We start from the raw sequence: 12,821 nt of genomic DNA on the forward strand, positions 1-12,821 counted from the left end.
ATGTTTGCCCTTGCTTATTCATTAAAGGTGTGAATTCAACATGTCGATGAAGAAGTGGCTCGTTGCGATTGGAATTGTCGGAGTTTTGGCCATCGCTTTCTTCTGGGGCGGCAACAGTCCGAAAAGTTCGAATCAGACAGCTGTAAGCAGTATTGCCTCTCAGCCCGGCGAAATACCAACTTCAACGCTAATGCCAGAGAAGCAAATGGAAACCAAACAGGCTGCGGATTCTCCTCAACCGGAAGCTGCTGCACAGAAGGACGAACCCAGTAAGCCAGATATTCCTCAGGAAACAAAGCCAGCATCATCCATTCAAGAAGCAATCCCTGCCGATAAACCGGCAGCACCCGTCGTCACCAATTCGGCTCCGCCGGCTGCTGAGACCAGCAAGCCGGAACCTTCAACGCAGCCCCAAGCGGGCACGAAAGAACCAGAACCCAAGAAGGATAAATATTTAACTGATCCGATCCCGGAGGGGAAACCTAAGCCTGTCGAATGGCAGGATGTCACGATCAATAAGAAAAAAGCATTAACAGCGACGTTATCTGTCACCTGCAAAACGATCCTGGATAATATGAGCAGCTTCAATAAAGATAAGCTGGAGGTATTGCCGAAGGACGGCGTTATCTATCAAGCGCAAACCGTTACCTTTTATGAGGGAGAATCTGTATTTGATGTGCTGCTCAGAGAGATGAAGAAGAACAAAATTCATATGGAGTTTTCCATGACGCCTATCTATAACAGCAATTATATCGAGGGCATTCATAATATTTATGAGTTTGATTGCGGAGAGCTGAGCGGTTGGATGTATAAAGTAAACGGATGGTTTCCGAATTATGGGGCCAGCCGCTATGTGCTCAAAGACGGCGATGTCATCGATTGGGTCTACACGTGCGATCTTGGACGCGATGTCGGAGACGGCAAGGCTGCGGGAGGAGGGAAAAAGTAATGAGAGATTCCTTTTCTACCTTTCATCCCTTCATAAATTTCATGTATTTCGTGGCCGTACTCGTGTGCAGCATGGTGTTCATGCATCCCGTTTTTCAAGCCATAGCGCTTATCAGCGCTGCCCTGTACGCCATCATGCTCAAAGGGAAGAAAGCGGTCAAATTCAACCTGTTTTACATGATTCCGCTCCTTGTGGTTATGGCCGTTATGAACCCTGTTTTTAGTCACGCGGGTGTTACGATTCTGTTTTATCTGCAAAATGGGAATCCGATTACCCTCGAATCCATTTTGTACGGCATAGCCGCCGCGTGTATGTACGTCACGGTAATTGTATGGTTCTCCTGCTACAATGCGGTGATGACATCGGATAAATTTATTTTTATTTTTGGTAAAATATTGCCCGCCTTGTCGCTGATACTCTCTATGGTACTTCGTTTTGTCCCCCGGTATTTAGCGCAGCTAAAAGTGATTTCCAATGCTCAGAAATGCATTGGTAGAGATGTAACGCAAGGCAATATCGTCACAAGAGCTCGCAACGGGATTCGAATTCTCTCCATCATGACGACCTGGGCACTGGAAAATGCCATCGAAACAGCGGATTCTATGAAGTCTAGAGGATACGGATTGCCCGGTCGTACGAGTTTCTCAACATTCCGTTTTGATACCAGGGATAAAGTTGCGTGTCTTGTGCTGATAGGACTCATGCTTGTTGTAGGCACGGGCGCGTGGATGGGATACAATACGATCCGCTATTTCCCATCGATTCATGTCAAAGCGATATCGCCCCTTAGTGTGGTCGTATATATCGCTTATACGATTCTTTGCCTGATGCCGGTGATTATTCAAATTGTGGAGGAAATCAAATGGAGATTTATGACATCAAGGATCTAAGCTTTGCATTTCCGATGAATGAAACGAACGCGCTGTCATCTATTCATCTTAAGATCCAAAGCGGAGAGTTCATTACGATTTGCGGCAAATCAGGCTGCGGGAAAAGCACGCTGCTTAGGCAGCTTAAGACGGTTCTGACCCCGCACGGCAAGCGTAGTGGAGATATTTTTTACCAAGGGAAAATCATCCATGAAGTAGACCAACGCACACAAGCCTCCGAGATTGGATTTGTTCTTCAAAATCCGGACAATCAAATTGTGACGGATAAAGTTTGGCATGAGCTTGCTTTCGGGCTGGAAAGCCTGGGTTACGATCTTTCGACGATTCGGCTGCGTGTCGCTGAAATGGCAAGCTTTTTCGGGATTCAGAGCTGGTTTCACAAAAGTGTGACAGAGCTGTCCGGCGGGCAGAAGCAGCTTCTGAATCTGGCATCGATTATGGCGATGCATCCTGCTGTGCTCATTTTGGATGAGCCTACGTCCCAACTTGATCCTATCGCGGCTGCGGATTTCTTGGAAACGGTAAGCAAGATTAACCGGGAGCTGGGAACTACGATCATTATGACGGAGCATCGGTTAGAGGAGGTTCTGGCTCTTACGGATCGGCTCGTTGTGCTGGATCAAGGCAAAGTGATCGCGGATGATACACCGCCCCGTGTTGGCGAGGTGTTACGTTCCTTGAACCATCCGATGTTTGCCGCTATGCCCACTCCGATGCAGATCTATGCAGGTGTTTCTAATCATTTAGAATGTCCGGTTACCGTCAAGGAAGGCCGACAATGGCTAAGCGCTCATTTGGCTGACAAAACGCCTGCGCGGAATGCCGAAATTAGCACAAAAAGCACTGCCCCATCCGGCCCTGTTGCCATTTCGTTCAAAGAGGTCTGGTTCAGGCATGAACGCAATGGCCTAGATACGATCAAAGATCTTTCTTTCGAGGTCAGAGAAGGGCAGTTCTATTGCATTGTCGGAGGGAATGGCACCGGGAAAACGACGACCTTATCCCTAATTAACGGAATTCTGCAACCTTATCGGGGAAAAGTACGCATCCATAGCGATAATCCTGCTAAAATGAAGGCTAAGGAACTGTTTGTTAACCGCTTAGGCGTTCTCCCGCAAAATCCAGCAACCTTATTTGTGAAGAAGACGGTGGAATTGGATCTCTACGAAATGCTTTCCGGGGCAAATCTCACGAAGGAAGAAAAGAAAGCTAAAGTTGAGGCTGTCATTCAATTTGCAGAGCTTGAACACTTGCTGGGCATGCATCCCTATGACCTCAGCGGAGGCGAGCAGCAGCGAGCGGCGTTAGCCAAAGTGCTTTTGCTTGAGCCGAGCATCCTGCTGCTCGATGAACCAACGAAAGGGTTGGATGCATTTTTTAAAGACAAGTTAGGCTTGTTCTTAAGAAAGCTTCATAAAGATGGCGTTACCATCGTTATGGTTTCGCACGATATTGAGTTTTGTGCGAAGTATGGGGAGGAATGCGCGATGTTTTTTGATGGAAGCATCATTACTTCCAATACCGCTCATGCCTTTTTCTCCGGCAACAGCTTCTATACGACAGCAGCAAATCGAATGGCGCGTCATATTTGGAATGATGCAGTAACGATAGAAGGTGTGATTGATTTATGTCAGAAAAGCTTGCAGCTGACAAACGCTTGAGCAGACGAACGCTGCTCTCGGCGCTGCTTATCCTTATTGTCATTCCGGCAACAATGGCGATAGGCATTTATGTGCTCGACGATCGTAAATATTACTTTATCAGTCTTTTGATTATCTTATATACGATGGTTCCCTTTGCTATGGTGTTTGAAAAACGTAAACCACAAGCAAGAGAGCTCATCGTTATCGCCGTGCTGGCTGCTATTGCCGTAGCGGGTCGCGGGGCATTTTTCATGCTTCCCCAGTTTAAGCCGGTTGTTGCGATAGTCATTATTGCAGGGGTTTGTTTCGGTGCGGAAGCTGGCTTTCTCGTAGGTGCCGCAGCTGGATTCGTATCTAATTTCTTCTTCGGGCAAGGGCCTTGGACGCCTTGGCAAATGTTTTGTTTTGGACTTATCGGCTTTGTGGCAGGTATTTTATTTCAAAAAGGATGGCTTAAGAAGAGCAGACTTTCGTTATGTCTGTTCGGCGGTTTATCCACCTTGATCATCTATGGCGGAATTATCAACTTAGGCTCCCTGATGATGGTTTCAACCACGCTGACTTGGGAAGGATTGCTTGCTGTATACATTTCAGGTTTTTGGTTTGATATGGTGCATGCGGTGGCTACCGTGTTCTTTCTTTTCGTTATCTCAGGCCCGATGATTGAGAAATTGGAGCGTATAAAAATCAAATATGGTCTGATTGTACATAAATGAAATTTGTGTGTTCGACGGATTATTATTGAAAATGTTGACACGAACCTTTTTGGGATCGTGTTTTTTTGCGTCCCCAGATGTTAAAAAAATACACCCCTATCATAAATTTTTCCATCTGCGAAAATAAGCTTGTGCTTTACAATAATGAAACTAGGAGAAGGAAGGAGCTGAATTTGATCCTCATGATTTGGAAGCGATTCCAAGAAAGGCGGATTTGATCGCGCATTCATTTGTAAATCGCACGGAAAGCAGCTGTTGTCTTGACTCCCTCTTTTAATGATCCGTATTTGACTCAAGGAGGCTTTTGGATGTCTTTTAAGATGTTTAAGCAACGAGTTCTAAAAAGGGTATTAAGCTCTGTTCTTTCATTCTCACTTGTACTTTCGCTTATCATTAGTGTTTTTCCAGCGTCAACAGTTTTGGCAGCGGCGGGAGACAGCTTAGACATACTGGACATAGAAGTGAACAAGCCGGCAAACGCAGTAGTCGATCTTAACCTGGCAACAATTAGTATATCATTGCCCTACGGCACCTTATATCAAATGCTGAATGTAACAACGAACCCAGGCGCAACTGCGACACTTTACAGAAGCAACGAAACGACTGCGATTACTTTTGCGGCCAGCGGCATCAACAAAGGCGACGCCAAAATGGATCAATTTTCAGCAAGCGGAACTACGCTTTATTATTTGGTGGTAAAGGATAAGAATGTGAGCAGCAACAGTCGAAAATACACCATTAGGGTTACTGTTGATACTCAAGTACCTCCAATGGCAGACACTATGGGAGCTAACGACAAGTATTTGCCGCTCAATATTAAGGGAGGCGAAGACGCATGGGACGTTATGGGAGCGTCCCGAATTGGCAATGGCAGCACGACGGGTGCCATAGAAGGACCGGGCAGCCCCTCGTCGTATAGCGGAAAAGCATGGTCGGAATCCGTCTATGATCGATCAGGTGACTACCCTGTGGCTTCGACAGTGAATGACTCCTGGCTGGGAGACAACATGTATCTGCAGACCATAGGCAAAAACGATGAGGCTATGCTTGCAAAATACGGGATTGCCAACGTTCCCGGCACGGACAAGCTCAACTCCGACATTTTGCGCTTTCACGAGTTTAAGCCTTTCGTTACTCCAAGCGGCGTGAGCAGGGACGATGGCGATCGGGGCGCAGTGGGCAGCGACCGCCAGAGATTGGAGATTAAAAGCAACACCGATGCAGCGAATAGCGATGCAAATAGTGTGGGCGGCGACATTATGACCCACCACTGGCGGCTTATGCTTCCGTCTGAAACTTTAAAGTTCCAGCAGGATGTTAGTAACTATCAGGCTGGCGATTTCATTAATCCGCGGAGGTTTTGGCACATTTTTCAACTGAAAGAAGTTGCCGGCAACGCAGCGGGCCAACCAGTAGCTACCCTTTCGCTTGTTTCCAGTGATGGCCAAGGCCAACTTGAATTCAGGAACAATCCTGATTCTCTCTATGCGGACAGAATAAAGCCGCTGTTCACGATTCCTTTTGATAAGGTGGTTGATCGCTGGCTTGATTTGCAAGTAACGATTTTGACCGCTGACAAAGGTTATATTTACGGTAAACTTGTCGATCTGAGCACAGGCGAGGTGCTGTTCCAAGGCGGTATGACGGCTGAGACCTACAGACGCCCGGAAGCAGCGAACCCGACCACCGGCCGTATCGAGCGAGTTGACCTGCCTGTTGAAGCAGGCCAGCAAAACCGTTCCAAGTGGGGCCTGTATCACGGGATGTATAACGGCGCAGCAGACGCGGACTACGCAGACGAATTCCAAGCTTCAACGATGTATCTGTCGGATGTCTACTTAATCAAAAGGGATAAAACCAGCTTTGTGTTTCCCGATGGCTGGGATCCCAAGACGCAAACGAAAGATATTGTTGCCTGGGCAAGGCCGAAAGAAATTGCGGCTTCTGAAGGCACGGCGTTTAGCAGCCTGCCATTGCCTTCGCAGTTGGATGTCACCCTGAGTACAGGGAATATCGAAAAGGTGAACGTAACTTGGAACCCGGATGGCTACAAGCCTGACACCACGGGTAAAATCAAGATTTATGGCGACTTTAACGGTTTAGGTATTACGAATACGAACAGCATCAGGCCTTATATAGAAGTTAGTCTTTCTGATTATAAGAACTGGGCGGTAATTCCGGGGGCTAAGATCAAGGTTGTATCCTCAGGCAGCATTGTCAAAGAAAACTTTATTGATAACGATGCAGCCACCTATTGGCAGGCGAACAGCTCTCTGATAACGAAAGACGGAGGCAATCATCAATACTGGGCGGCTGTGCAACTGGAGAAGAAAATTGATATCAGCAGAATTCAAATTGAATGGACGAATAACAGCAGTTATTTGAAAAATTACCAGGTCTACTATTCCAATGATGGAGCCGCGTATGACGAGCTTGTGGAGGGCAATAACTTCTCAACGAGTTCCAAGGGAACGGAGAAGCCTCTTGAGACGGCACACGGAGCCTCCTGGACGGCTATTACCGGCGTGGGGAAAACGACTCCTCTTAGCAATAACGAAAAAGTTGACCGCACGTTGACCGAGCCGGTCTCCGCTCAATATGTACTGCTTGTCTCCGATGTCAATAATACGCTTGACAGCGGGAAAGGAGCTGGAATTCGCAGTAATGTATTCAACATCTTCGGCGAACCATCCAGATCAAAGGTTGAGCTTGCTGACTTGAAATTAGACGGAACGACCATCGCTAACTTCTCACCTGGTCAAACCGCCTATACACAAATCCTTTCGAGCCAAGCCTCAACATTGCCAAAAGTAGAAGCGGTCGCATCTGCAGGAATGAACGCCGATATCGTGTATCCGTCCGACTACCTGTCAGGCCCCGTAACAATTACGGTATCTGACCCTTCAGGAGCTATGGGTGCAACGAAGTATACGATAAACTTTACTTCCCCTGAAGAGATTACTCTGGTAGATTCAGTTTTACTGAACAAGAACAGCTTAAGCCTTGCTGTTGGCAAGAGCGAGTCGCTCAGCGCAGAAATACTGCCTGAAGAAGCAACCAATAAGACGGTAACATGGGTATCCAGTAACCCGTCTGTGGCAGCTGTCGATAATAGCGGTCTGGTTACCGGCATAAGTGCAGGCACGGCTGTGATCAACGCTAAGATTGGAAGATTGAGCGCAACTGCATCGATTAATGTAACGGGATCAGGTGCAGGCGTAGGCCAAGGTTCTGTCAACCTATTGGACCCGTCCCGTTTTACACCGATAGCTGGGGGGAATCTCAAGGTAAGCTCGGAAGACTCCGCTAATCATCCGGGAGCAGATGCTTTGCGGTCCGGGGGAAGCGGATATTGGCGCAATTCAAGCTCAAATGTATACATGGGCAACTATTCGCCATCTTCACTAGCCTTAACCCTGGATTTGGGCGCTCCAAAAACGATTGATAAACTTCACCTTGAAATACCGAACACGATCGCCAATATCCAGAGCAATGCGACAAGATTCGAGGTCTATTATTCCAATAGCCCCAGTTCTTGGGCAAGTGCGCCTACGGCTTCTGATTCAGCGGCCAATTACGACTGGAGGGCGAACGGATGGACGTTGGCGGGCGGTACGGAAACAGAAGGCTTGTGGTCTTATGTAACCTACAACGGACAACAATGGGGCTTTGATAACAAAACATTTCTGTTTCCGTTTACAGCCAGATACGTGATGATCAACACCGTTCTAGTCGGCCCCCGCGATAAACGGACAGACGATGCGGCATCCATGATGGGGATATCCGGATTGAAAATTTATGGCAAAGATGCCGTTTCTAACACAACTGTACTTGTACCGGATAAGGGTACCTACAGTACGTGGGATCAGGGTGCTCCTATTTCTGCAACTATGCAGCTTAATGCTGGACAGACCCTTACAGGGATAACAAAGGGCGGCACTGCGCTTCGTCCAACGACCGACTACTCGGTATCAGGCAGTACGGTTACATTTGCGTCCTTATACTTAGCCAAATTGCCGCTGGGCACGAGTGAATTTACATTCAATTTCAACACCGGCAGCCCATCCATATTCGCATTGGATGTAACGGCCCGCGGGAATGGCGCGAATGCGAAGACAATTAAGATGAACGCAATTGAAGGCGTGTCTCCTTTTAACGTATTGGGTGGTGCCATGGGTACCGACGAACCGGTAGAAGGATTGACCAAGCGGATCAGAGACGCTTACCACGAATATTATGGCGATCAGCCCCGGGCGACTGCGGCCGACGACCATATCACGAACGTCTGGGACAGCGTGTTGAACAAAAATGTGTTCAAGGTATTCGAATACGGCAGAGGCCTGAACAATGAATTCGCGGATAAGGTCCGCGACGGCGAGTATGGCCACAAAGGTGTTTTTGACTGGGATAAAGGCTATGTTGTTGGCGGAGCGGCTATAAATGATAGGCAAAGAATTGAAATTCGTCCGAGCGAAGATTCAACCGGCGATTTTGTAGCCCATAATGGCGACCTGGTTTCCTATCAATGGAAGTGGAATATTCCGGACGGCAACCAGTGGAATCAGTCGAACTTCAGGCATATTTTCCAGTTGAAGGCCGTGAATGCCCAAAAGGCTGACACCTTGCCGGGCGGCAACACCGGCGGTGAGAACGGCGCGTATATCCTCGCCTTCTCGATTTCCGGAACGACCAGCAGGAATCTTGTTGTGAATCATAACCGTTCGGACGGCGATAAGACCGTGATGAGCATTCCGTTAAAAGAGATCGACAGCCACTGGATTCAGGTTGATCTTAACGCGCTTATTTCGGATTCCGGCTGGTTTACCATTAAGATTACGGATATGGTAACCGGGAAGGTATATACCTTTGACAGTCCGGATGTTTATCAAGTGTTTGGCAATCAAGGCGCAGGCGATGGGACGAAAGATTTATGGAGAAGGCCGGAAAAAGGCAGCAACTTTGAGACGGAGTACCCGGCTGCTTTTGACCAGTATGAACGTCCTAAGTGGGGGATTTACCGCAGCTCCAACGGCGGCAATAACTCTGCCTTTGATGCTGAACTCCAGCTTTCCGATATCACGATAACCAAAGTGGCGTCAGGGATTTCGTCCGTCAATCTTGCGCTTAATAAACAAGCTTATAACGTAGGGCCGACAGCAGGCGCTAACCCAATCCAGAAGCAGTCAGCTGCGGGTAATGGATACGGGAATGCCAATAAACTGACTGACGGCGTACTGCAAGATCCTACTTTATGGAATGTAACCAATGTGAGCAGTTTGGATCAAATCGGAAATTATTCGTGGCTGGGTACTGACGGAGCGAAAAAAGGCAGCTTCGTAATCGACCTTGGGCAAGCCATGGATTTTAGCCAAATCAGATTGTTTGCCAAATCGACCCGGTTGAAGGGCGCAACCATCTATGTTTCCGATGATTTCGCAAACCATACCTCAGCTGCCGATTTCGACGCAGTGAAATTTACGCAAGTGGATAAACGGACAGCCGAGGGCTATACGTATGGAGCCGGCAACGACGGCGGAACGGATTCGGCAGACAGCTCGTACCCTATTAACCTTGGTAAAACCTATCATTCAAGATATATCAAGGTTACGGTAGAAAATGCATCCGGAGGCAATACAGGCACAGATCTTACAGGGCCACCGCGCCTTACGCAAGCTCAAGTGTTTAATGCTCCAACGCCTCCGCAGAATTTGAAAGTGGATGACAGCGGACCAGCGAAAGTTCTAAAGTGGGACTCCAACGCTTTGAGCGAAGGTTACACGGTTTACAATAACGCTACGGTGCTTGCCGACTTGCCGGCAAGTGCAACAAGCTATGAGCTGCCGGGCAGCTTGACTGACTTGTCCAAAGTAGCGGTAAGGTCCAAGGGAACGGATATGTATTCCCGCAAATTTATGATTTCGGCGCCGGCCTTATTGGCTGACTCGCCGGTCCAGGCGCAGATTACAAGCATTACGCCGGTCAGTATCACGACATCCGTAGGAACGGCGCCTATATTGCCTTCAGTAGTAACAGCGGTTTACAGCGATAGCACGACTATGCAGCTGCCTGTCATCTGGGACAGCATTCTTTCATCCCAATATGCGGCCGCAGGAAGTTTCAGCGTGCAAGGAACCGTAGCCGGCACAACCTATAAGGCTCTGGCCAATATTACGGTAGTGCAAATCGCTCAGCCGACAGCAACCCTAACGGGAACAGGCGTCGTCTATCCGGAGCAATTGTTTGATCTGACCTATGGATTAAGCAGTCTGGGCTCGATCGTTAACGGAGGCATTTACGCTCAAGATATGACCGTGAACTATGACCCTGCGCAAATGCAGTTAAAAGCGGTAACCCCGTTGGTCGATGGCCTGTTTGTGAGTCAAGCGGGAACTCCGGGGCACATTCGCATCATTTCGGCCAGCCAAGGAGCAAATCATGCCATTACGGACAGCAACAGCGGAGCGATCTTGAAGCTGAGCTTCCAAGCGAATCCGGCAGCGCAATCGGCGAGCAGCACGGTCTCCTTGTCAGACGTGGTCGTCTCCGACGGCCATGGCGTAGAAACGCTTGTGCAAGGCGCATCCATTCGTGTACAAATTACAGTCGTACCAGGGGATTTGAACGGTGATGGCAAATTCAGTATCGGCGATCTGGCCATTGTGGCTAGTCACTATGGAGAAACCTTGAGCAGTCCGAACTGGTTAGCAAGCGCGGATATCAATAACGACGGCGTTATAGATATTCTTGATCTTGCTGCTGTAGCGCAAAAAATTATGTTATCCAATTAACATGAGGCTGCCCCAAAAGTCATCGCAGATGACGGAGGGGCAGCTTTTTGTATAACATCTGTGGGAGGGGAACTACAGGGCGCTATTTGAGCTAAACGGGCAGTTTTTAGGCGGTAGACGGAACTACAGGGTCTTAATACGCTGAAAAACTTCTTTTTTGTCCAATTTACTTAAAATAGCGGATCGTAGTTCTCTCAGTTTGCAGTAATGCAGATTTTTTGAGAATTAGCGGATCATAGTTCCTATTTGATAATAGACTGACATAAAAGAAAGCCTTACCAAACAGTTCCCAAGGGATATCCCAGCATAGGACGTTAGTTCAACAAAAAATCAGTCAATTCTGTAACAGTTGACTTCTATTTGCGTTGTAACTATAATCATTACATCGAGAGGATTACAAGGATCATTTAGCGGAGGTGTCTCAATATGCAAGTTGAAGTCTGGTCTGATTTTGCATGTCCGTTCTGTTACATCGGCAAGCGCAAATTTGAAGCCGCATTGGAACAGTTCCCGAATAAAAATGAAGTGGAAGTTATTTACCGCAGCTTTGAGCTTGACCCTAACGCCCCGAAAGATGTGGACTATGATGTTCACGATATGCTGGCATCCAAGTACGGCATGAGCCGCGAACAAGCCAAAGGGATGAATGACCAAATGGTCGGCCAGGCGCAATCCGTCGGATTAACCTATCATTTTGATACGATGGTTGTGACCAACACGTTCGATGCGCACCGTTTGACTCAATTCGCTGCCAAACACAATAAAATGCACGAAATGACGGAACGGCTGCTCAAGGCTTATTTCACAGAATCGAAACATATCGGGGATCATGAAACGTTGGCCGAGCTAGCGGCAGAGGTTGGTCTCGATAAAAACGAAGTCGCCGCGATGCTTGCTGGTGACGATTATACGAAGGAAGTGCGCAGCGATGAGCAAACAGCGAGTCAGCTTGGCGCGCGGGGAGTTCCTTTTTTCGTGATCGATCGAAAATATGGGATTTCCGGTGCTCAGTCGAGCGAAGTGTTCCTTCAAGCCGTACAGAAAGCTTGGGAAGAAGTGAAGCCGCTCACTGTACTTAATGCGCCTGGCATGGATGATGCCGGCGAAGCTTGTGTTGACGGCGTTTGTGCCGCACCTTCCGGTGAGGTTCCAAAGACTAACAAATAAATACTTTTACATGAAAGAGGAGATGTCTCTAAAGGTCAATATGACCTTTGAGGCATCTTCTTTTTTTATTAAGGCTAGGCATGCAGATCCACCCAGAGGTGGAGGGCAGAGCACGAAAATCAACTCGAGGGTGGACTTTTTTCATTTCATTTTATTTTATACTTGATCCTGAGTTCACCAAACATTGAAAGAGAGGCTTCAAAATGAATACCTATTTAATTGTGCTTGTCATCCTTATTCTCCTAATGGTTAGAGAAAGAGAAGTTCGCCCTTCCCGCATGTGGATTACACCTGCTTTGTTTGTATGGTTAATCTTTTCAAACGTTTTGCAAAAGACTGCTATGACGCCGCTTAATCTTCTGCTCTATGTGATTTGCCTGTTTGTCGGCATAGGCATCGGCCTATGGCGAGGAAAGCTTGACAAAGTCCGAATTCACCCTCAATCGGGCAAAGTAACTTCGCAAAGCTCGTGGGCCAGCATCGTCTTATTCATGGGCATTGTGCTCTTGCGCATGCTTGCAGAATCTTGGGGGAAAGCGCATCTTCTGGTATCATTGAGCAGTGCGCTATTATTTATTTCGCTGGGGAGCGTATGCGCAAGACGTTACTTCCTGTTTCTAAGATATAAGCAATTACGCGGCTCAACCAGATAATACGATGGGGGATAA

Annotated in this window: 7 protein-coding genes; all 7 read left to right on the forward strand. The window is 47.7% G+C overall.

What is annotated here, in order from left to right:
• The first annotated feature begins 40 nt into the window (after window positions 1–40).
• The 7 genes from GC097_RS31005 to GC097_RS31035 all read left to right on the forward strand — a co-directional run bounded on the left by GC097_RS31005 (window position 41) and on the right by GC097_RS31035 (window position 12,806).
• Entirely contained in the window at window positions 41–949 is a 909-nt protein-coding gene (locus tag GC097_RS31005; RefSeq protein WP_171687125.1) for a DUF4430 domain-containing protein, read from the forward strand.
• A complete protein-coding gene (locus GC097_RS31010; protein WP_171687126.1) occupies window positions 949–1,839 on the forward strand; it encodes an energy-coupling factor transporter transmembrane component T in 891 nt (296 codons plus the stop codon). Before GC097_RS31005 ends, GC097_RS31010 begins: the two co-directional genes overlap by 1 nt.
• Window positions 1,812–3,500, forward strand: coding sequence for an ABC transporter ATP-binding protein (locus GC097_RS31015; RefSeq protein WP_171687127.1), 1,689 nt, complete (start codon window positions 1,812–1,814; stop codon window positions 3,498–3,500). The genes GC097_RS31010 and GC097_RS31015 overlap by 28 nt, the downstream gene beginning before the upstream one ends.
• Window positions 3,467–4,198 (forward strand): ECF transporter S component, encoded by a 732-nt coding sequence (locus GC097_RS31020; protein ID WP_171687128.1) that lies wholly within the window; start codon window positions 3,467–3,469, stop codon window positions 4,196–4,198. The genes GC097_RS31015 and GC097_RS31020 overlap by 34 nt, the downstream gene beginning before the upstream one ends.
• A gap of 308 nt (window positions 4,199–4,506) precedes the next feature.
• Window positions 4,507–10,986 (forward strand): Ig-like domain-containing protein, encoded by a 6,480-nt coding sequence (locus GC097_RS31025; protein WP_171687129.1) that lies wholly within the window; start codon window positions 4,507–4,509, stop codon window positions 10,984–10,986.
• A 426-nt stretch (window positions 10,987–11,412) separates the two neighbouring features.
• Window positions 11,413–12,153 (forward strand): DsbA family oxidoreductase, encoded by a 741-nt coding sequence (locus GC097_RS31030; protein ID WP_171687130.1) that lies wholly within the window; start codon window positions 11,413–11,415, stop codon window positions 12,151–12,153.
• Window positions 12,154–12,356: 203 nt separating this feature from the next.
• The gene (locus tag GC097_RS31035; RefSeq protein ID WP_171687131.1) at window positions 12,357–12,806 is read left to right on the forward strand and encodes a CcdC protein domain-containing protein; all 450 of its coding nucleotides are present in this window, start codon (window positions 12,357–12,359) and stop codon (window positions 12,804–12,806) included.
• Window positions 12,807–12,821: the final 15 nt, after the last annotated feature.

It is taken from the genome of Paenibacillus planticolens (assembly GCF_013141725.1).
GTDB lineage: Bacteria > Bacillota > Bacilli > Paenibacillales > NBRC-103111 > Paenibacillus_E > Paenibacillus_E planticolens.

What these genes read in the sequence shown, in the direction of transcription:
- GC097_RS31005 (WP_171687125.1), top strand. Translation starts at nt 41, where the DNA reads ATGTCGATGAAGAAGTGGCTCGTTGCGATTGGAATTGTCGGAGTTTTG.
- GC097_RS31010 (WP_171687126.1), top strand. Translation starts at nt 949, where the DNA reads ATGAGAGATTCCTTTTCTACCTTTCATCCCTTCATAAATTTCATGTAT.
- GC097_RS31015 (WP_171687127.1), top strand. Translation starts at nt 1,812, where the DNA reads ATGGAGATTTATGACATCAAGGATCTAAGCTTTGCATTTCCGATGAAT.
- GC097_RS31020 (WP_171687128.1), top strand. Translation starts at nt 3,467, where the DNA reads ATGTCAGAAAAGCTTGCAGCTGACAAACGCTTGAGCAGACGAACGCTG.
- GC097_RS31025 (WP_171687129.1), top strand. Translation starts at nt 4,507, where the DNA reads ATGTCTTTTAAGATGTTTAAGCAACGAGTTCTAAAAAGGGTATTAAGC.
- GC097_RS31030 (WP_171687130.1), top strand. Translation starts at nt 11,413, where the DNA reads ATGCAAGTTGAAGTCTGGTCTGATTTTGCATGTCCGTTCTGTTACATC.
- GC097_RS31035 (WP_171687131.1), top strand. Translation starts at nt 12,357, where the DNA reads ATGAATACCTATTTAATTGTGCTTGTCATCCTTATTCTCCTAATGGTT.